An 18,470-nucleotide genomic window follows, 5' to 3' on the forward strand; every position below is an offset into this window, starting at 1 on the left:
CAGATCGTCCACGTATGAATTTTTCAGGTAAGCAGTGCGCAGGCTGATCGCAAAGAGTAAGCCACTGATGCGTTTCTGACCGCATCACGATCTCCCTGAAAAATCTGCGAGGCAGCATGTACGATCACACCAGAGGGCGTGCGCTGTGCAAAACCGAACCACACCAGACCAACTGGCTTCGTGGCGGTCCCACCCCCGGGGCCTGCAACGCCCGTCGTTGTGAGAGCGAGGGTGGCGCGCGGCGCCATTGCGAGCACACCTGCCGCCATCTGACGCGCAACTTCTTCGCTCACAGCACCAAACTCCGCAAGTGTTTCGCGTGCCACGCCGAGTTGGGCGTGTTTTGCCATATTGCTGTAGGTCACCCAGCCTTGATCAAACCAGCCGCTCGAACCCGGAATCGCGGTGACCGCTCCAGACAATAGACCGCCCGTACAGGATTCAGCAGTCGCTAACCAGCCTTGCCGGCTGAGCAGTAACTGACCGAGTTGGGCCGCCAAGGCGCGAGAATCGTTTTGCATAAAGAGCCTTCATCGAAATTGACAAGACATACATGAGCAGATCTGAGATCAGCACTTCTGGTATCAGCACTTCAGATGGATTACGCGGGCCAGAAACGCACCACGAACGCCATGACCAAAAGTGTATAAAACGCGGCGAGCAGGTCATCGAGCATGACGCCAGTTCCACCTTTAAAGCGCGCATCGACCTGACGGATTGGTGGCGGCTTGACCGTATCGAAAAAACGGAAAAGGATAAAAGCGATGACTTGCATTAAAAATGAACTCGGTACCAGCCACAATACAAGCCAGAAGGCCACGAACTCATCCCAGACGATGCCAACATGGTCTTGTACGCCCATCGCATTGCTCACGCGCTGAGCCGCCCAACAACCATAGATCAAGCAAAGTAATAAAAAAATACCAATGGCCAGATCGCTTGCGTCCGGAGAAACAAATACCCACAAGAACCAGGCCAGCAGGGTTCCCCACGTGCCAGAACCTGGTCGAATCAACCCAGAACCAAATCCAAACATCAGGATGCGACCCGGATCTGAAAACACCCAGCGCAATGTTGGCCATGTCGTGCGGTGCCTCGTTGAAACGCCCGTCATATCAATCCCGAAAATGGTCAAAGCCCTTGGGGAGCGGCTCAATCAATTGTCCAGCCTGATCATAAACCTCTAGCCCGGCACCCGCGACGACTTGACCGATGCGAGTCAGCGGCACACCTGCCTCCAGTCCGATCCGCTCAAAATGATCGCGCTGGTCCACCGATGCCGTCAGACATAACTCGTACACATCGCCCCCGGCTAAAACGGCTCGCCGCCTGTCTTCGAGACTGAGATTCTGCAGCGCAGGATGAACGGGTAATAGACCTTCATCAATTCGGGCGCCCACCCCGCTTGCATGAAGGATATGTCCTAAGTCTTGTACCAAACCATCTGAAATATCAATCGCCGCATGCGCATGGGCACTGAGTCGACGTCCTAAAAATACTCTGGGCACAGGGGTTTCGAGCGCGGCACGCGTTTGCTCGAGCAAGGTTTCGCTCAGCGCAAACAAACCTCGCGATGGTTGTCCGGAGCCAGATTCGGTCGTCAACGAGCCCGCCAACAGTCGATATGCGACATCGGCAGCGCCAAGCACGCCAGAGACCCAAATGTCATCCCCTGCTTTTGCAGCATTTCGTCGCATGGCGTGCGCGGGATCGACTTCACCGAAAACCGTCACGCTGATGGCCACCCCAGTCTGGCTGCGCGTCGTATCGCCACCAATCAGGACACAGCCATGCAAATCCGCAAGCGCATAAAAACCATCCGCAAAGCGCGCGATCCAGTCCTCGTCAAAAGACGGCAGCGCCAACCCCAACAAACAAGCCACAGGTTTCGCACCCATTGCCGCCAAGTCGGAAAGATTGACTGCCAATGATTTGTGACCCAACGTGTAGGGATCTACATTGGAGAAAAAATGTCGCCCTTCGAGCAACAAATCCTTGCTTGTGGCCAACTCCAGTCCAGGTGTCACCCGAAATAGTGCGCAATCGTCCCCCCCGCCCAGCATCCCCGCAGGAACGGGGCGCTTGAAAAAGCGGGAGATCAGATCGAATTCGGACGCCACGATTGTGTTCGCGATCAGCGACGGGTCGCGGCCCGTAGCTCTGTGGAACGCACTTCGGCGGCCAGCTTGTCGAGTACGCCGTTGACGAACTTGAAGCCGTCCGTGCCGCCAAAAGACTTGGCAAGCTCAACCGCTTCATTGATCGCGACACGATAAGGCACATCAATCTGATGCACCAATTCAAAACTGCCGATCAGCAGGATTCCATGCTCGATAGGAGAAAGCTCAGCGAGCGGGCGATCCACAAAGGGCACGAATTTTTCGCGCAAGGCTGGCGCTTCTCTCATCGCGCCATGCAGCAAGGTTTGAAACCATACAGCATCGGCTTGATCGAACTCATCCTCATCTCGCAGGTGTGCTTCGATCTCACCGGCATCCTGCAAACTGTCCGTGTCCCGCACCAGCCAAGCGTATAAACCTTGCAAAGCCAGTTCGCGCGCACGACGACGCGCGCTGCGCGGGGGCATCGCCTCCGGATTAACGTCTTGCTGGGGCTTGTTCAAGATCGTCATCCTCTTCGTCTTCATCATCGGCTTCGGGCTCGAGTGCCGCTACCAGGTTCGCCATTTCAACGGCGCACTGGGCGCAGTCGCGACCTTTATCCGCGGCGCGTGCTTCGGCTTGTTCGTCTGTCTCAGTCGTCAACACACCATTGGCGACAGGAATGCCTGTTTCGAGTGCGACGCGGGCGATTGCCGAGGCGCTTTCGTTGCTGACAATTTCAAAATGATACGTTTCACCACGAATCACGGCGCCCAAGGCGATCAGTGCATCGAACTCGAAGGTTTCAGCCATGCGGGCCAATGTGACACCTAATTCCAAGGCGCCTGGCACAGTCACGACCATGATGTCTCGCTCGTCGACACCGAGGCTTTCAAGCTCCTGGAGGCAGGCATCGAGTTCGATCAAACCGATATCTTCGTTGAATCGGGCACGAACGATTCCGATATGCAGGCCCTCTCCATTCATGTCGGGGGTCAGGGTATATGGGCTCATGATGTGCTTCCTATGTGTTACGGGTGGGAGGTTGATGATCGTAGCCGGTGACATCCAGACCAAAGCCCGGCATGATGCTGGGCATTTTTCGGGGACGTGCCAATAAACGCATCTGCCCGACGTTGAGGTCACGCAGTATTTGCGCCCCCATGCCGTAGGTGCGCAAATCCATCCGGCCCGATTCACGCTTAACTGGCACGGGTGCTTCGCTTTGCGAGGCAATAATCTGATCGAACAACTGACTCGAAGAGCCCTGGCAGTTTAAAAATACCATCACGCCAGCCTCGGTTTCCCGGATCGCCTGCAAGGCAGTGGCAACGCCCCAACTGTGTCCGGGACTGTGCACATCGATCAAATCAAGAATGGAGGTGGGTTCGTGCACGCGCACCAACGTCTCGCGCGCGGGATCGACCACACCGTGCACCAACGCCAAATGGGGATGACCCGCTACGGTATCCCGGTATGCGATCATTTTAAATTCGCCCCAGGGCGTCTGAATCTGTCGCTCGCTGACACGCTCAATGACAGACTCATGCTCATTACGATACTGAATCAAATCGGCAATCGTGCCGATTTTTAAATTGTGAGTACGTCCATACTCGATCAAATCAGGCAAACGCGCCATCGTGCCGTCTGGCTTCAAAATCTCACAGATCACAGCAGCAGGCGTCAGTCCAGCCATCGCTGTCAGATCGCAACCCGCCTCAGTGTGACCCGCTCGCACCAGAACACCGCCTGGCACAGCGCGCAGGGGGAAAATATGGCCTGGCTGCACGAGATCGGAAGGCTTGGCATCACGCGCCACAGCCACACGCACGGTTCTGGCGCGGTCTGCGACCGAAATACCTGTTTCAACGCCCTCGGCGGCCTCGATCGACACAGTAAAGTTTGTGCCATACGGTGTGCCGTTACGATTAGACATCAACGGCAACTCGAGCTGTCGGCATCGTTCTTCTGTCAGCGTCAGACAGACCAGCCCGCGGCCGTGGGTCACCATGAAATTGATAGCTTCGGGTGTGACAAACTCGGCGGCCATCACAAGGTCGCCCTCGTTTTCACGGTCTTCCTCGTCCACCAATATGACCATACGGCCCATTTTCAGCTCGGAGATGATCTCGGAAACCGGAGATATCGCGGCCGCAAGTTCGGCGTCCAGAGACGCGACGGGAGAAGGTTTGACAGACATGATGGCGTTATGCAGGGGCACGTGTAAACACCTATTATAGAATCCCCTTAACAAAGCACACACAGAATCCTCCCATGCAAGCTCTCAGCAGCCTTTCTCAGCAGCAAGCCGCCAAGATTCGCTTTGTTTTGAGCGACATTGACGACACCATCACGACGGAGGGTCGCATGACGAGTCGCGCTTATTACGCTTTGGAACAATTATCTGCAGCAGGAATCGTGGTGATTCCGATCACAGGACGGCCTGCAGGCTGGTGTGACCACATTGCCCGGATGTGGCCCGTATTTGCTGTGGTGGGGGAAAACGGTGCTTTTTACATGCGGTACGACCATACCGCCAAAAAAATGATCACGCATCATTTTGCTGACTCGGCACAACGCCAGATTAATCGCCAAAAGTTAAACGAACTCTCCGCGCAAATACTACGGGCAGTACCCGGATGCGGACTGGCCAGCGATCAAAACTATCGAGAAGCCGATTTGGCGATCGATTTTTGCGAGGATGTCCCACCATTAAACGAATCCGAGGTACAAAGGATCGTGAACATGTTCAAGCAAGTTGGCGCGCAAGCCAAAGTGAGCTCGATTCATGTCAATGGCTGGTTTGGCGATTACGACAAACTGTCAATGACCAAGACTTTATTCGCACGCGAGTGTGGGCTCAACCTGCAGGACCAGCTGGAAACAGCCTTATTTATCGGCGACTCACCCAATGACGAACCGATGTTCGAGTTTTTTAACTTTTCGGTTGGCGTGGCCAATATCCAAGGCCAGCTTCATCGTTTGAAGCACCCTCCCAAATTCGTGACGCCATCACGAGGTGGCGAGGGTTTTGTAGAAATGGTGGAGTACTTGCTCCAGGCAAGGGGGGAGGATGGCGATGTCAGAACAAGAGCTCAAGCTCAATGTGCCCGTCAAGGCTCAAGCCCGCGTTGAGCGCGAGGTAAAACGGGCTCAGTTTGCACAGGTTCAATTACGTGCGCTGTATTTCGATACACCTTCGCGTGCCTTGGTACGTTCACGTATTGCTCTCAGACTTCGACTCGAAGGAACGCAATGGGTGCAAACGCTGAAAATGCCAGGCGCTCATAGCCTTTCCCGCGTTGAAATCAATCAAAATCGACCTGAGGCAACGTTAGACCTCAGTATCTATGCAGGCACCCCGGCCGGGGATATTCTCTCGAATCTGACTGAGCCCCTGCAGGTATGCTATGAAACGGATGTGCTTCGGTTGCTGCGAAACATTCGCGCTCGATCTGGCGTCGTTGAGCTTGCTTATGACCGAGGCTGGCTGCGTGCCGGTGCATTGCAACTACCGATCTCAGAAGTGGAGTTTGAACTCAAAACCGGAAAACTCGAGGCGGTCTTTGAGATCGGTCGTAAATGGCAACAGAAATTTGGACTGATCCTGGATTTTCGCAGTAAAGCGGAGCGTGGAGATCAGCTTGCTATGCTGGCTCAAACGCTCGAGAAGGCTGACGCACCAGAGGCCATCGCAAATTTCTGGAAACCTCGCGGTGCCGAACCGATTGCCCTGCAAGAGGTTGTCAAAGAGCGGGATGCCGCCCAGGTTTTATCTGTGGTCACAAGCGAGTGTCTGGAACATATCGCACGTAACGCGGCGATCCTGTGCGAGGTCGACACAGCAGACATTTGCCGGGCCTCGACGCCAGAGCACGTCCACCAGTTGCGCGTGGGGATACGAAGGTTGCGATCGGCCTGGTCATTTTTCAACGGAATCACTGAGCTCCCTCCCCTTGAGCATCGGGAGCAAATCAGCGGTTATTTTTCCCAGCTCGGCGGCACGCGGGATGAGGATGTCTTGCAAGAGTCGGTTTTGCCGACACTCTACGCTGCGGGACTGCCTCCCATCGAACTGCCCGCCCGGGCGATCCAGGGTTCAGGTCTCGAGTTTGTCTCTAGTCCAGCCTTTCAAACCTGGCTGCTCGACATGCTCAAGCTTTGTACGATTCCAGTCTCAGCTGCGTCCACAGCCGCTGCAAACCCTGCGCAGCAAGACGTCCCAGTGATCTCACCTGAAAGCAGCGACACAGCGTTCGCTTTTCCCCGCTCACCAAGAGAGTGTCGGGAACCGCCACTCAAACCTCTGTTGATTGAAAAGCTCAAAAAATGGCATCGTCAGATTGTACGTAGCGGCTTGAAATTTGGCTCGCTCACGATCGAAGAACAGCATGCGCTGAGAAAAAAATCCAAACGTTTGCGCTATGCGTTGCAATTTTGTGAATCCATGCTGCCTGACTCAAACCTTCAGCGCTATCGCAAGCAATTAGCGACGGTGCAAGATATTTTGGGCGAAATGAACGACCTGTATGTCGCACAACCGCTTTTCAAGGCACTTGTCGAGCGTCAGCCCCAAGCATGGTTTGCCTGTGGTTGGATTCAGGCGCGTCTTGCGGCGCTCACGAATGATGCGGCCGAGGCATTCAAATGCCTGGCAGACTCAACTCCGCCCTGGAGCTGAGTCAAGAGCGCTCAGCCTACGACTGCTGCCGCAAACTCGGACGCGACAAAAGGTTGCAAGTCTTCGATTTTTTCACCGACACCGATCCAATACACAGGTACCGGACGCACACCCTGACTCCCAGCGGCGACTGCGGCCAGCGTGCCGCCTTTCGCTGTGCCGTCGAGCTTGGTGACGATCAGACCCGTCAAACCCACAGCCGCATCAAAGGCGCGGATTTGCGCCAACACGTTTTGTCCTGAGTTGCCATCGACCACAAGCAACACTTCGTGCGGGGCGGTGGGATCGGCCTTGGCGATGACACGCCTGATTTTCTTGAGTTCGTCCATGAGATGCAATTGCGTCGGCAGGCGCCCGGCAGTGTCGACCATCACAACATCCATGCCGCGGGCGCGCCCTGCATGCACCGAGTCAAAAGCCACGGCTGCGGGATCAGCGCCCTCCTGGGCGATCACATTCACATTGTTGCGATCTCCCCATTCGATCAGCTGTTGGCGAGCGGCTGCACGAAAAGTATCGCCCGCGGCCAACAGCACGCGAGCACCGGAGTGCTGCAGCGCGAAGGCCAGCTTGCCGATTGACGTCGTTTTTCCCGCACCATTGACTCCTGTGATCATCACGACAAGAGGTTTGACACGCCCCACATCGAAAGGCTTTTCCAGGACTTTCAGATGCTCTGTCAACACCTCGCGCAAAGCTTGGCGCACACCCTCGGCATCTTCGATACGGTCGCGTTTGACGCGCAAACGCAGCGCCTTGAGCAACTGTTCAGTCGCTTCGACACCCGCATCAGCCATGATGAGCGCCGTTTCAAGCTCCTCGAAAAGCGCCTCGTCGACGCGCACGCCAATAAACAGACTGCCAATACTTTGACCTGTTTTAGCCAGGCCACCTCGTAACCTCGCCAGCCAGGAAGCCTTTTTTTCCTCGCTGCGCTCTGGAACAATTGGTTCAAGTTGTTCGGGCTGCTCAACGATTTCCACTTCTGCGATCGGTGGAATAGGCTCGGCAACCTCTCTTGGAGTATCTTGCCCGGGCGGAGCGGTGGGTGAAGCGGTGGGTGAAACGGCGGGCGGAGCGTCGCGCATCGCACCGACGCCAGCGATGCCGATGCTGCCAGCACCTCCAAGCGCCGCACCGAAAGAGCTGCGCCGAAATGGGGCCTGAGGCACAGGACTTTGCGTCTCGGGTACGATCACCTTTGCAGCGGTTTGATCCGGCTGCTGCTCTGCCTCCTGAGAGGCGAGTGCAGGAGACTGGTCTTCGACTGAAGACTCAGATGGAATTGGTTTTTTCTTGAAGAAGCGAAACATAGTGAAGAAGTATATTCGCATCGTGGCCGGTCAGTTTCGTCGAACGCCTATTGAGGTGATTGACGCTGAGGGATTACGGCCGACACCTGATCGGGTACGTGAAACACTGTTCAATTGGCTAAATTATTTTTGGGATAGTGATTTTGCGAATAAACGCGTTCTGGATTTATTCGCGGGCAGCGGTGCCCTAGGCTTTGAAGCGGCCTCACGTGGGGTTTCGCACGTCCAGATGGTGGAACAGCACCCTCGGGCAGTCGCAGCCCTGCGCGCGCTTAGGGACAAACTCGACGCCAAAGCCGTGCGTATTCACGCGGGAGATGCCATGCACGTCCTGGGACGTCTCGAAGCCGCCCGTTTCGACTTGATCTTTATTGACCCCCCGTTTGGCAAAAACTGGCTAGAATCCCTCTGGCCACTCTTGCCAGATTTGTTGGAACCCAACGGACTGGTCTACATTGAGGCTGAAAAACCGGTTTTAGTCCCGGACGGGTACAGGTTATTGCGCCAAGATCGCGCAGGAGCCGTACACTATCATCTCCTCCAAATTGCTGCATTGCAAAAATGATCACTGCTATTTACCCCGGAACATTCGATCCCATGACACGCGGCCACGAAGACTTGGTGCGCAGAGCCGCCAGCCTCTTTGACCGTGTCGTAATCGGTGTCGCCCACAGTCGCAACAAAAGACCGTTCTTCTCCGTGGATGAACGCGTCGAAATCGCACGTGAAGTCCTGAGCCATTACCCCAACGTCAAAGTTGCGAGCTTTGCAGGTTTGCTCAAAGACTTTGTGCGAGAGCAAGAAGGGCGCGTGATTGTGCGCGGTTTGCGGGCGGTTTCTGATTTTGAGTATGAGTTCCAGATGGCAGGCATGAACCGTCACCTGTTGCCAGAAGTCGAAACCCTGTTTATGACGCCTTCGGATCAGTATCAGTTCATCTCGGGCACGATCGTGCGGGAGATTGCCGAGCTTGGCGGCGATGTCAGCAAGTTTGTGTTTCCATCTGTGGAACGCTGGTTACAAGCCAAAGCTAAAGAGCGTCGGGAACAAAACGCTGCAGCGCCCAAGGCCTAATCCAGATTTCACTCACACTCTCAGACACGCTCCCCAAATGGCCCTGCGAATCACCGAAGAATGCATCAATTGTGACGTGTGCGAACCACAATGTCCCAATGATGCTATTTCAATGGGAGAGTCCATTTACATCATCAACCCCGATGCGTGCACGGAGTGTGTCGGGCACCACGACGAGCCTCAATGCAAAGTCGTCTGCCCGGTCGACTGCATTGAGTTGCATCCCGAATGGAAAGAAGGCCAAGAAGCCCTCATGGCCAAATATCACAAACTTACCGAAGCCAAAGTCAGCAAAGCCATCTAGGTCATGACTTGTGGCCACTCAACCGGTCCGGCTTCAGGGTGAACTTTGACCAGACGACAAGGCTGGCCCGCTACGTGAGTCAACCAAGTCGCCGTCACATCCCCCTCGTCCACCACCACCACGGATTGCTGTCCAACCTGGACAGTCCGCTTGACACTGTCGTCATCCTCGATCACATCGAGCGGGATGTCGATCCGCAACATCCCGGGCGCACGTAACACCAACGAACCGAGCTTGAGCTCGATCGCCACATTTGAAAGTGCCGCGCAACGCTCAGCACTCAGCCACTGATTATTTGCATCGATGACAAACCACCGTTGGTGGTAATCAGCCGCTTGCCGACGGTCGAGCCCGACACATCCGACAACGGGGAAAAACATTGCATTCGATGCGGTAGAAGAAGTCATATTCCAAGCGATCCGTTGAAGGGTTAAACCTGTTTAAACTCGAGTCTATCTTAAACAGGAGCCACAAGAATGCAAATTGACCGACTTGATCATCTCGTTCTGACTGTCGCAAGCCTTGAAAAAACCTGTGATTTTTACTCGAAAATCCTGGGCTTTGAGGTCATCACGTTTCTGGGGGATCGCAAGGCACTTGGATTTGGTCAACAAAAAATCAATCTGCATCAAATCGACAATACTTACGATCCCAAAGCACAACGTCCCACTGCAGGCTCTGGAGATCTGTGTTTTATCTCCACAACACCCATCAGCGTCGTGATGGATGAGCTCTCGGCAGCAGGTGTTCCCGTCGAAATCGGTCCCGTTGAGCGCACTGGAGCTAAAGGGAAAATACTGTCTGTTTATATTCGTGACCCGGATCAAAACCTCATTGAGATTTCTAACTACATCGGTACCTAGGGGTTTCTCCCACCCAACTCTTTCTTGACAGTTGGACAGGCTGATCGTCATATTGCGATATGAACAAAAAGTAGATGTCGTTCTAGTGACAACATTAATCATAAAAAAAATGAAATATCAATTTTGGAGACAACATGAGCAAAAACCACACCCAAAGTTCGGCTGCAGCGTCGCGTCGTAAATTATTAAAAGGCGCGATCGCAACCGCCGGTATCGCAACACTCGGTCTGCCCGCGATTTCACTGGCTCAGAACAAGCCCATCCGAATCGGCATGCCGACGATTCTGTCAGGGCGTGTGGCGATGCTCGGGATTGCGTCGCGTAACGCCGTGGCGATGGAAGTCGAAAAATTCAACGCCGCGGGTGGTTTGAACGGTCGCATGATCGAAATGGTGGTGCGCGACTCCAAAGGCCAGCCTCAAGAGGCTGCTCGCGTGGCGCGTGAACTGGTCACAGGCGATGGCTGCGAAATTATTTGGGATGCCGAAGCTTCCTCGGGTGCCTTCGCCGTCCACGAAGTCGCGAAAGACCTTGGCGTACTCGTGGTTCACACTTGCTCAGAGACCTCCTCGCTCACAGCGGATCCCAAACTGCGTGTACCGACCGCGTTCCGTTGCGCGCGCCAAGGGATCCATGATGCGATTGCCGGAGGTTCCTACGGCGCGGAAATCGCAAAAAAGCTTAAGCTCACGCGATGGATGAGTATTTCTCCTGACTATGCTTATGGTCGCGACACCACAGCCGAGTATTTCGAGTACCTCAAGCATTTCAACAACAATATCGAAATCGTCGGTCAAGTCTGGCCAAAACTCTTCCAGGCCGACTACAGCGAAAACATCACGCGTATGGTGCAAGGCAAACCACAGGCTGTTTACTCATGCCTGTGGGGTGGCGATATGACCTCGTTCATCGACCAGTCCAACATCTATGCATTGTTCAAAGACAAGCAATTCTTCTCGCCCAACCTGGCGGAGTATGCGGTACTGACTGCCGTCAAGAATGTTCCGCCCAACATGCACTCCGGCAACCGTTACTTGCGCAGCTTCCCCAATACGCCGGCGAATGCAGCTTGGGCTGACGCGTATCGCGCCAAGTTTAAAGAACTCGCTCTGAACTGGTCTTGGCAAAACGCCGCAGGTATTGGATTTTTGACCACCGCAATGAAAAAAGCGAATAGCGCGGATGGCAAAAAAATCGCCGAAGCGATGCGTGGCCTGAAGATCGATTCCCCCTTTGGCGCTGACGGCACACTCACGATGCGTCCAGAGGACAACACCGTGGTCAATTACGCGATCGGCTATGGCTCACTGACTAACAAAGAGCCTTTCATGACGAATCAAGTCAACGGCAAGTGGGACCAGATCTACGCGCTGGAAGCCGAGTGGAAAAAACGTAAAGGCTGGGCGTAAAGCCATCCCCTGAACGTTTGTGGGCACTGAGTCTCATCCAGATCCTGGCTGAGACTCAGTCACCCGCACCCCAATACGTCTGCATCTCCCGGAGATATCTTTGGATCCCAACGCCCTGTATGAGTGCCTGACTTCTTTGTCTTGCATCGTGACCCAAACCAGCACTGGCCTGATTGTGGGTTCGCTCCTCTTTCTCGTGGCCGCTGGCCTGACGCTGATCTTTGGGGTGCTTAAGGTCATCAATTTCGCGCATGGTTCGCTCTACATGCTCGGCGCCTACATCGCGCTTTCCGCCTATCGGATCACCGACAGCTATGTTTTGGCCGCGGTGATCGCGGGCGCGGGGGTTGGGCTATTCAGCGTATTCTTTGAACGCTTTTTCATGCGCAAGGTTTACAACGCTGACGTGTTACTGCAACTGCTAGTTTGTTATGCGTTTATTTTGATTCTCGATGATGCCGTCAAGATCATCTGGGGACATGAGTTTCAGTCGATGGGCATGCCCGCGGCCTTTCAGGCGCCACCCGTGTTTATCGCAGGCGGAATTGTGCCCGTCTTTTATCTTTTCATGATCAGTGCGGCCGCGCTGATTGGTCTGGTGATGTGGTACGTCATGACACGCACGCGCATCGGAAAAATCGTCCGAGCCGCGGCGCATAATCCAACCATGACTTCTGTGCTGGGCTTGAACACGACCTGGATTTACGCAGGCGTATTTGCCTTTGGTGGCGCGCTCGCTGGCCTCGCGGGCGCACTGGCGGCGCCGGTTCGCTCCATGTCGCCAGGCATGGGCTTTTCGATTCTGATCGAATCCTTCATTGTCACCGTGATTGGCGGCATGGGCTCGGTCAGTGGCGCGCTCGTCGGCGCCCTCCTAATCGGTCTCGTGCGCTCGTTTGGTTCGATCGGCTTTCCGCTTTTTGTCGAAGGCATCATGTTCTTGGCGATGGCGCTGATCCTCGTCCTCAAGCCAAGTGGCTTGCTGGGTAAGGAGCCACGCTGATGAACTCGAAACTGACTTTTAATAAAGAACTTTTACTCGCGCTTGCCGGCTTGGTGATTCTGATCGCCATCCCTTTTTTCTCGCCGGGGCGGGTCGCACTTGATTTTGTGATCCGTCTGGCAGCTTTTGGACTCTTTGCCACCTCCCTCAATATTTTGGTGGGCTATGGCGGGATGGTGTCATTTGGGCATGCGATGTTTTTCGGTGGTGGCGCATATGCCTTTGGCTTGCTCATGCAAAAAGGCGGCGCCTCAATTCCTGTTGCGATCCTCGGTGCAATTGTCTTTTGCGCATTGTTAGGCTTAGTGGTCGGGGCGATCTGTGTACGTCTCAAAGAAATTTATTTCTCCTTTTTGACGCTCGCATTTCAGATGCTGATTCACAGCATTATCATCACCTGGACATCTTTGACGGGAGGCGACCAAGGTCTTATGGGCGGGATCCCGCGGGTCTGGGGAAGCATCAATCTTGCCGACACGCAAACACTCTATTGGTTCTCTTGCATCGTTGGCGTGCTTTGCTTGTTCTTAATGCGCTATATCTTGCAATCACCCTTTGGCTATACCCTCAGAATGGTGCGTGACAATGCTGACCGCGCCAAGTTTCTGGGGATCGATGTCTGGCGCGTCCGTCTGTATGCCTTCGTTCTGGCGAGCTGTTTCGCTAGCGTTGGCGGCGTCATCATGGCGTTGTTCGTCTCAGGCGCTTATCCCGAGTTCAGTTACTGGACGATGTCTGGCGAAGCCGTATTCATGATCATGATGGGTGGCCTCCACACATTTATCGGACCGGTCGTAGGTGCAGGCCTGCTCCTGGTGTTTAACGACATCATCACACGCACGACCGAGTATCACGGTCTTGCGCTCGGCGTCATCGTGCTTCTTTTTGCGCTGGGCTTTAAACGCGGAATCACAGACTTTGTAGTGCAGATTTTTCAAATGATTTTCAAACGAGGTGCACGTTCATGAGCAAGCCAAATATTACTGTGGTCACCGGCGGTTCAAGCGGAATCGGTGCGGCCTGCGTACGTCACCTGGCCAAGCGCGGCGATCATGTCATCTCGTTGGATTTGCCCGGTACGTGGTCGGAAGAAAAAATGCGCGCCATGGGTGTCGTGGCTTACCCATGCAACGTGACGGACGACGACGGCATGCGAGACACTGCCGCCATGATCGAGGCCAAACATGGGCCTGTCACAGCGTTGGTCAACAGTGCGGGTATTTTGCAAAACCGCTTATCCCCCGATCTGCTGACTATGACGGAGTGGGATCGGGTGGTCGACATCGACCAACGCGGCACCTATCTGGCTTGTGCGATCTACGGCTCACGTATGGTCGAATTGGGTGGCGGTTCAATTGTCAATATCGCATCGATCACATCCTTGCGCTCCTCCCCCCTACACGCATACGGTCCGGCCAAAGCCGCAGTCGCCGCGATGACAGCATGTCTGGCAGCCGAATGGGGCCGCTCCGGCGTACGCGTCAACGCTATTTCACCCGGTTATGTTCTGACCGAGGCTTTGCAAGCTGCGATTGATCGTAACGATCGCAATCCAGAGGACCTCACCTCTCAGGCAGCGATGGGACGCATGGTGACACCGGATGAAATTGCGGACTCTGTCGGCTTTTTATTGTCCCCTGCGGCTAAAGCGATTACAGGTATCAATTTGCCCGTGGACGCTGGCTGGCTGGCGGGCTCCACGTGGCAAACGTATGGTGGCGTCCCCAAAGCGCGTGGCAAGAAGTCTGATGGAGCGCGCTGATGCTCAAGATTGAACATCTCCACAAATCCTTTGGCGGCGTCGTCGCGACCTCTGATGTCTCGATTCATTTCAAAACTGAATCCCTGAGTGCAGTCATTGGACCCAATGGTGCGGGCAAGACGACTTTTTTTAACCTGATTTCAGGTGCATTAGCGCCCGATTCCGGTCGGATTATTCTGGATGGCGAAGACATCACAGGACAACCTAGCAGCGAAATCGTACGCAAAGGGATTGGTCGCGCCTTTCAGGTTGCCAAGTTATTCAAAACACTGACCGTCGAAGAATCGCTGCGTGGCGCATTGATGTCGCCTCTGGGAAAATCCGCACAAATGCTCGGGCGCTTTCCTCTTGAGCAAACGCGTGACCGCGCTTACGAAGTGATGGAACAGCTTGGTCTGCATACCAAAGCCCATGTTGTGAGCGGTAATTTGTCTCATGGTGATCAAAAGCTCCTGGATATGGCGCTGGCGCTTGTTTTACGTCCAAAAGTCTTGCTGCTGGATGAACCGGTCGCTGGCATGGGACCTGAGGAGCGAGAGCAAATGATCGAAACGGTCTATGGGCTCTGGAAAAAAGGTGGACTAACCGTTGTGCTCATCGAGCACGATATGGAAATCGTCTTCCGTATTTCACAACATATCCATGTTCTGTCATACGGTAAGGTTCTCGCCGAAGGGAATGCTGAACAAATCCGCAATAACCCGGCCGTGATTGAGGCATATCTGGGTACGCCTCGGGAGGCACACGCATGAGTCCGCAGGTGTTGAAAGTTGATCAAGTCAACGTGTTCTACGGTACGAGTCAGGCACTTTTCAATTTATCCTTTGATGTGCACAAAGGCGAAACGCTCGCCTTGCTGGGTCGTAACGGTGCGGGCAAAAGCACGACCATGAAATCTGTCGCCGGCGTGATCGCCGCCAAGAGCGGACATATCACGCTTCACAACCAGGCAATCACAGGGCGTCCCGCCCACTTGATCGCGCGTGCCGGTATTGGGTATGTGCCCGAGGATCGTCAAATTTTTCCAGACCTCACAGTCGAAGAAAATCTCGATATCGCCATCAAGCGTGGCGCCAATGGCGAGGATGACTGGAGTATCGAGCGCGTCTACGAGATGCTGCCCTTGCTCAAACCATTGCGTGAGCGACTGGGGGGACAGCTTTCAGGCGGCGAACAACAGATGTTGACTGTCGGACGGTCCCTGATGGGCAATCCGGATGTCTTGTTGCTGGATGAACCGAGCGAAGGCCTTGCCCCTATCATGGTGCAAAAAATTGGCGATCTGATTCAGTCTCTGCGAGAAATGGGTAAAACGATCGTGCTCGCAGAACAAAATCTGCATTTCTGCCTCGGGCTCGCTGACCGTGCGGTCGTCATCGACAAAGGCACCGATGTCTTTGTCGGCACGATCACCGAGCTCAATGACAACGCGGATATCAAGCAACGCTACCTGTCTGTTTAATACTGTTTTACATCAAGCACCGGAGCGGTCATGCACATTTCAAGAGAAAACGCTTCGCAAGCTTTTGACCTCTCCCACACACACCTGCTTATCACAGGTGCTGCGGGCGGGATTGGCTCTGCAACGGCCAGACTGTGCAGCCAGCTTGGTGCCCGTCTTGTTTTGACGGATATCGAGCAAAATCAATCCGCCCTCGAGCAGCTTGCCCACTCGCTCAAGGGACAGGTCGCCGTCGAATGCTGCGATCTCACACAACGCGCACAAGTTGAGGCGCTTGTGACTCGGCACGATCCTCTCACCGCGCTTGCCGACACCGCAGGCATTTGCCCGTACGATGATGACTGGCTGTCACCGACATGGAATGATGTCGAGTTCATGCGCGTCATGCAAGTCAATGTGCTTGGGCCGATCAATCTCGTACGTGCTATTTTGCCGGGAATGATGGAGCGCAAACACGGTCGCATCGCGCTGTGTGGCTCTATTGCAGGATGGACGGGAGGTCTGCGCGCCGGTCCGCACTACTCCGCGTCCAAGGGTGGCGTTCACGCATTGGTAAGATGGTTTGCGCAACGCGCCGCACCCCATCACGTCACGGTCAATGCAGTGGCTCCGGGTCCGATTGAAACAGGCATGACTGCCGGCCATGGCTATGATGCGAATGCCTATCCGATGAAACGCATGGGTCAGCCAGAGGAAATCGCTAGCATGCTGGCATATCTGTGTTCACCTGCGGCAGGATTTGTGTCGGGCGCCATCATGGATGTGAATGGCGGCACCCTCATGCGCTAGTCGGCTTTACTCGCCAAAACCTCTGGAGACGATGACTTCCACGAGCTGAGGACCGGGACTGGCCATCGCAGCCTGGAGCACGCCGGCGATTTGAGTCGGATCTGTCACAACTTGCGAAGACATGCCCATACTCTTGGCAACTCCCGCAAAATCAATCGCGGGATCATTCATATCCATGGCGACAAAATCATCTGTACCGCGCATGGCCAACAAACGCTCTTTGATGATGCGATAACTGCGATTATTAATAATCACATAGGTAATGTTCAGCTTTAAATGTGCAGCCGTCCAGAGCGACTGAATGCTGTACATGGCGCTACCATCGCCAATCACTGCCACCACAGGACGCTCAGGTTGCGCGAGCGCGACCCCTACCGCACCTGCCATACCAAACCCAAGGCCGCCACTCGCCAGGCCGTAATAAGCCTGAGGGTCGTCCATCGGCAGCATCGCGGCGATCGCCGGTGCAGCCGTCAAGGTTTCGTCGACCACGATAACGTCTTTGGGTAAGACATCCACGAGTTGGCTCACGAGATAGCGTTGATCGATGGGTGTGCTCGAAGCACTCGACTGAACCTCGGCACGGGTCTTCGCACGATTGGCGGTCCAGTTGCGAGTCGCCAGGTCTGCCAGTCTTGCTTGAGCATGCTTGGCCTGTTCTGCTGTGCGCAAGTCGCGTAGCACCGGCAACAAGGCCAATAATGTTTCTTTGACATCGGCACGCACCGCCGTAGCGGTCGAATAGTTTTTGCCCAACTCCCAGTCGCGCTCAGTGATATGCATCACGGGCATTTCCGGAGGAAGCGGATCGACGGTACTCATCGGGGACATGCGCAGCAAGTCCGCGCCCAGACAAAGCAAGAAATCATACTGCTCTAACGTTTGGCGAACCTTTTTCTGATTACGTGTCAGATCACCCATGCAAGTTGGATGCGAGGAAGGATACCGCGCGTTGTAAGGCACGGACTCTTGATAGACAGCCGCACCCAGCAACTCAGCCAACTCGCAGGCTTCATTGAACAAATCGGCATTGGCGATTTCACGGCCTGCCACAATAACCGGCTTTTTCGCAGCCAGCAGTTTTTGCGCCAAATCTTTCAATGCGGAATCGCTCGGACGCACACCCGCATCCACAATCGTGGGGAAACCAAACTCGATTTCCGCCTCTTCATCGAGCACAGACCCTGGCAGGCTAATAAACACAGGGCCCATCGGCGGCGTGCGGGCAATTTTTGCCGCACGTCGGATGACACGAGGTAAATCCTCAATCCGCGTCACCTCGAATGCCCATTTCACCAAGGGCGCGGCAATCGGTACCAGCGGCTCATACAACAAAGGCTCTTGCAAACCATAACCAACCTCGTATTGACCCGCCGTAATCAACAATGGCGAACCCGAAAACTTGGCGTTATAAATCGCTCCCATGGCATGGCCCAGGCCAGGTGCGCAATGAAGATTGCAGGCCACCAGCTGATTGGAGGCGCGGGCAAAACCATCCGCCATCCCCACCACGATCGACTCTTGCAGACCCAGCACATAGGTCAGCTCTGGAAACTGAGGGACCGCCTCCATGATCGCAAGCTCGGTCGTACCTGGGTTTCCAAACAGATGCGTCACACCCTCGTCGAGCAAGAGCTTGATGAAAGCCTGACGTCCCGTCATTTTTTGAATAGTCATTTTTGTCTCCCCGCGATGCCTGAGCATCGAT

The 18,470-nt window shown here is 54.7% G+C and carries 22 protein-coding genes; 13 read left to right on the forward strand and 9 right to left on the reverse strand.

Going from position 1 to position 18,470, the window contains the following annotated elements; translation table 11 throughout:
• Nucleotides 1–23: 23 nt before the first annotated feature.
• From QWY30_RS11190 to ribBA, 6 genes are all read right to left on the reverse strand, one after another.
• Nucleotides 24–521, reverse strand: a complete 498-nt coding sequence (locus QWY30_RS11190) for a CinA family protein (RefSeq protein WP_290241042.1) — start codon at nt 519–521, stop codon at nt 24–26.
• Nucleotides 522–601: 80 nt separating this feature from the next.
• The gene (locus QWY30_RS11195; protein WP_290241044.1) at nt 602–1,114 is read right to left on the reverse strand and encodes a phosphatidylglycerophosphatase A family protein; all 513 of its coding nucleotides are present in this window, start codon (nt 1,112–1,114) and stop codon (nt 602–604) included.
• Nucleotide 1,115: 1 nt separating this feature from the next.
• Nucleotides 1,116–2,138, reverse strand: a complete 1,023-nt coding sequence (gene thiL, locus QWY30_RS11200; protein ID WP_290241259.1) for a thiamine-phosphate kinase — start codon at nt 2,136–2,138, stop codon at nt 1,116–1,118.
• On the reverse strand, nt 2,135–2,632 hold the full coding sequence (nusB, locus tag QWY30_RS11205) for a transcription antitermination factor NusB (RefSeq protein ID WP_435433400.1): 498 nt from the start codon (nt 2,630–2,632) through the stop codon (nt 2,135–2,137). Before nusB ends, thiL begins: the two co-directional genes overlap by 4 nt.
• Nucleotides 2,598–3,116: a 6,7-dimethyl-8-ribityllumazine synthase gene (gene ribH / locus QWY30_RS11210; protein ID WP_290241046.1), complete on the reverse strand. Its 519-nt coding sequence runs from the start codon at nt 3,114–3,116 to the stop codon at nt 2,598–2,600. Before ribH ends, nusB begins: the two co-directional genes overlap by 35 nt.
• A gap of 10 nt (nt 3,117–3,126) precedes the next feature.
• Nucleotides 3,127–4,302, reverse strand: coding sequence for a bifunctional 3,4-dihydroxy-2-butanone-4-phosphate synthase/GTP cyclohydrolase II (gene ribBA, locus QWY30_RS11215; RefSeq protein ID WP_290241263.1), 1,176 nt, complete (start codon nt 4,300–4,302; stop codon nt 3,127–3,129).
• A 74-nt stretch (nt 4,303–4,376) separates the two neighbouring features.
• Between ribBA and QWY30_RS11220 the strand changes: the two genes are divergently transcribed.
• Both QWY30_RS11220 and QWY30_RS11225 read left to right on the forward strand, forming a co-directional pair.
• A complete protein-coding gene (locus QWY30_RS11220; protein ID WP_290241048.1) occupies nt 4,377–5,237 on the forward strand; it encodes an HAD-IIB family hydrolase in 861 nt (286 codons plus the stop codon).
• Nucleotides 5,182–6,783: a CYTH and CHAD domain-containing protein gene (locus tag QWY30_RS11225; RefSeq protein WP_290241050.1), complete on the forward strand. Its 1,602-nt coding sequence runs from the start codon at nt 5,182–5,184 to the stop codon at nt 6,781–6,783. The genes QWY30_RS11220 and QWY30_RS11225 overlap by 56 nt, the downstream gene beginning before the upstream one ends.
• Before the next feature lie 11 nt (nt 6,784–6,794).
• On the opposite strand, the gene ftsY is transcribed toward QWY30_RS11225, so the two are convergent.
• On the reverse strand, nt 6,795–8,096 hold the full coding sequence (ftsY, locus tag QWY30_RS11230) for a signal recognition particle-docking protein FtsY (protein ID WP_435433401.1): 1,302 nt from the start codon (nt 8,094–8,096) through the stop codon (nt 6,795–6,797).
• Here ftsY and rsmD point away from each other — a divergent pair.
• Genes rsmD through QWY30_RS11245 form a run of 3 tightly spaced genes read left to right on the forward strand, consistent with a single transcriptional unit; the run spans nt 8,095 to nt 9,474 of the window.
• Nucleotides 8,095–8,661 (forward strand): 16S rRNA (guanine(966)-N(2))-methyltransferase RsmD, encoded by a 567-nt coding sequence (gene rsmD / locus QWY30_RS11235; protein WP_290241267.1) that lies wholly within the window; start codon nt 8,095–8,097, stop codon nt 8,659–8,661. The two genes, ftsY and rsmD, sit on opposite strands and share 2 nt — an antisense overlap.
• Nucleotides 8,658–9,170, forward strand: coding sequence for a pantetheine-phosphate adenylyltransferase (coaD, locus tag QWY30_RS11240; protein WP_290241052.1), 513 nt, complete (start codon nt 8,658–8,660; stop codon nt 9,168–9,170). The genes rsmD and coaD overlap by 4 nt, the downstream gene beginning before the upstream one ends.
• 37 nt (nt 9,171–9,207) lie before the next feature.
• A complete protein-coding gene (locus QWY30_RS11245; RefSeq protein WP_290241054.1) occupies nt 9,208–9,474 on the forward strand; it encodes a YfhL family 4Fe-4S dicluster ferredoxin in 267 nt (88 codons plus the stop codon).
• Here QWY30_RS11245 and QWY30_RS11250 read toward each other — a convergent pair.
• Nucleotides 9,471–9,881 (reverse strand): MOSC N-terminal beta barrel domain-containing protein, encoded by a 411-nt coding sequence (locus QWY30_RS11250; RefSeq protein ID WP_435433402.1) that lies wholly within the window; start codon nt 9,879–9,881, stop codon nt 9,471–9,473. The genes QWY30_RS11245 and QWY30_RS11250 overlap by 4 nt on opposite strands.
• A 69-nt stretch (nt 9,882–9,950) precedes the next feature.
• Here QWY30_RS11250 and QWY30_RS11255 point away from each other — a divergent pair, with 69 nt between their 5' ends.
• From QWY30_RS11255 to QWY30_RS11290, 8 genes are all read left to right on the forward strand, one after another.
• Entirely contained in the window at nt 9,951–10,337 is a 387-nt protein-coding gene (locus QWY30_RS11255) for a VOC family protein (protein ID WP_290241056.1), read from the forward strand.
• A gap of 134 nt (nt 10,338–10,471) precedes the next feature.
• Nucleotides 10,472–11,746, forward strand: coding sequence for an ABC transporter substrate-binding protein (locus QWY30_RS11260; RefSeq protein ID WP_290241058.1), 1,275 nt, complete (start codon nt 10,472–10,474; stop codon nt 11,744–11,746).
• Between the two features lie 100 nt (nt 11,747–11,846).
• Nucleotides 11,847–12,749, forward strand: coding sequence for a branched-chain amino acid ABC transporter permease (locus tag QWY30_RS11265; protein WP_290241059.1), 903 nt, complete (start codon nt 11,847–11,849; stop codon nt 12,747–12,749).
• Nucleotides 12,749–13,717: a branched-chain amino acid ABC transporter permease gene (locus QWY30_RS11270; protein ID WP_290241061.1), complete on the forward strand. Its 969-nt coding sequence runs from the start codon at nt 12,749–12,751 to the stop codon at nt 13,715–13,717. Before QWY30_RS11265 ends, QWY30_RS11270 begins: the two co-directional genes overlap by 1 nt.
• Complete coding sequence (locus QWY30_RS11275; protein WP_290241063.1) at nt 13,714–14,511, forward strand: SDR family NAD(P)-dependent oxidoreductase; 798 nt, start codon at nt 13,714–13,716, stop codon at nt 14,509–14,511. Before QWY30_RS11270 ends, QWY30_RS11275 begins: the two co-directional genes overlap by 4 nt.
• Entirely contained in the window at nt 14,511–15,263 is a 753-nt protein-coding gene (locus QWY30_RS11280) for an ABC transporter ATP-binding protein (protein ID WP_290241065.1), read from the forward strand. The genes QWY30_RS11275 and QWY30_RS11280 overlap by 1 nt, the downstream gene beginning before the upstream one ends.
• The gene (locus QWY30_RS11285) at nt 15,260–15,973 is read left to right on the forward strand and encodes an ABC transporter ATP-binding protein (protein ID WP_290241067.1); all 714 of its coding nucleotides are present in this window, start codon (nt 15,260–15,262) and stop codon (nt 15,971–15,973) included. The genes QWY30_RS11280 and QWY30_RS11285 overlap by 4 nt, the downstream gene beginning before the upstream one ends.
• Before the next feature lie 30 nt (nt 15,974–16,003).
• Entirely contained in the window at nt 16,004–16,762 is a 759-nt protein-coding gene (locus tag QWY30_RS11290; protein WP_290241068.1) for an SDR family NAD(P)-dependent oxidoreductase, read from the forward strand.
• A 6-nt stretch (nt 16,763–16,768) separates the two neighbouring features.
• Here the strand turns inward: QWY30_RS11290 and QWY30_RS11295 are convergent, their stop codons facing one another.
• Nucleotides 16,769–18,439: a thiamine pyrophosphate-binding protein gene (locus QWY30_RS11295; RefSeq protein ID WP_290241070.1), complete on the reverse strand. Its 1,671-nt coding sequence runs from the start codon at nt 18,437–18,439 to the stop codon at nt 16,769–16,771.
• Nucleotides 18,440–18,470 lie beyond the last annotated feature (31 nt).

The organism is Zwartia panacis (assembly GCF_030410395.1).
Taxonomy (GTDB): Bacteria; Pseudomonadota; Gammaproteobacteria; order Burkholderiales; family Burkholderiaceae_B; genus Zwartia; species Zwartia panacis.

Excerpts from the sequence above, each read along its gene's own strand:
- QWY30_RS11190 (WP_290241042.1), bottom strand. The coding sequence starts at position 521 with ATGCAAAACGATTCTCGCGCCTTGGCGGCCCAACTCGGTCAGTTACTG.
- QWY30_RS11195 (WP_290241044.1), bottom strand. The coding sequence starts at position 1,114 with ATGACGGGCGTTTCAACGAGGCACCGCACGACATGGCCAACATTGCGC.
- nusB (WP_435433400.1), bottom strand. The coding sequence starts at position 2,632 with ATGACGATCTTGAACAAGCCCCAGCAAGACGTTAATCCGGAGGCGATG.
- ribH (WP_290241046.1), bottom strand. The coding sequence starts at position 3,116 with ATGAGCCCATATACCCTGACCCCCGACATGAATGGAGAGGGCCTGCAT.
- ribBA (WP_290241263.1), bottom strand. The coding sequence starts at position 4,302 with ATGTCTGTCAAACCTTCTCCCGTCGCGTCTCTGGACGCCGAACTTGCG.
- QWY30_RS11220 (WP_290241048.1), top strand. The coding sequence starts at position 4,377 with ATGCAAGCTCTCAGCAGCCTTTCTCAGCAGCAAGCCGCCAAGATTCGC.
- QWY30_RS11225 (WP_290241050.1), top strand. The coding sequence starts at position 5,182 with ATGTCAGAACAAGAGCTCAAGCTCAATGTGCCCGTCAAGGCTCAAGCC.
- ftsY (WP_435433401.1), bottom strand. The coding sequence starts at position 8,096 with ATGTTTCGCTTCTTCAAGAAAAAACCAATTCCATCTGAGTCTTCAGTC.
- coaD (WP_290241052.1), top strand. The coding sequence starts at position 8,658 with ATGATCACTGCTATTTACCCCGGAACATTCGATCCCATGACACGCGGC.
- QWY30_RS11245 (WP_290241054.1), top strand. The coding sequence starts at position 9,208 with ATGGCCCTGCGAATCACCGAAGAATGCATCAATTGTGACGTGTGCGAA.
- QWY30_RS11250 (WP_435433402.1), bottom strand. The coding sequence starts at position 9,881 with ATGACTTCTTCTACCGCATCGAATGCAATGTTTTTCCCCGTTGTCGGA.
- QWY30_RS11255 (WP_290241056.1), top strand. The coding sequence starts at position 9,951 with ATGCAAATTGACCGACTTGATCATCTCGTTCTGACTGTCGCAAGCCTT.
- QWY30_RS11260 (WP_290241058.1), top strand. The coding sequence starts at position 10,472 with ATGAGCAAAAACCACACCCAAAGTTCGGCTGCAGCGTCGCGTCGTAAA.
- QWY30_RS11270 (WP_290241061.1), top strand. The coding sequence starts at position 12,749 with ATGAACTCGAAACTGACTTTTAATAAAGAACTTTTACTCGCGCTTGCC.
- QWY30_RS11275 (WP_290241063.1), top strand. The coding sequence starts at position 13,714 with ATGAGCAAGCCAAATATTACTGTGGTCACCGGCGGTTCAAGCGGAATC.
- QWY30_RS11280 (WP_290241065.1), top strand. The coding sequence starts at position 14,511 with ATGCTCAAGATTGAACATCTCCACAAATCCTTTGGCGGCGTCGTCGCG.
- QWY30_RS11285 (WP_290241067.1), top strand. The coding sequence starts at position 15,260 with ATGAGTCCGCAGGTGTTGAAAGTTGATCAAGTCAACGTGTTCTACGGT.
- QWY30_RS11290 (WP_290241068.1), top strand. The coding sequence starts at position 16,004 with ATGCACATTTCAAGAGAAAACGCTTCGCAAGCTTTTGACCTCTCCCAC.
- QWY30_RS11295 (WP_290241070.1), bottom strand. The coding sequence starts at position 18,439 with ATGACTATTCAAAAAATGACGGGACGTCAGGCTTTCATCAAGCTCTTG.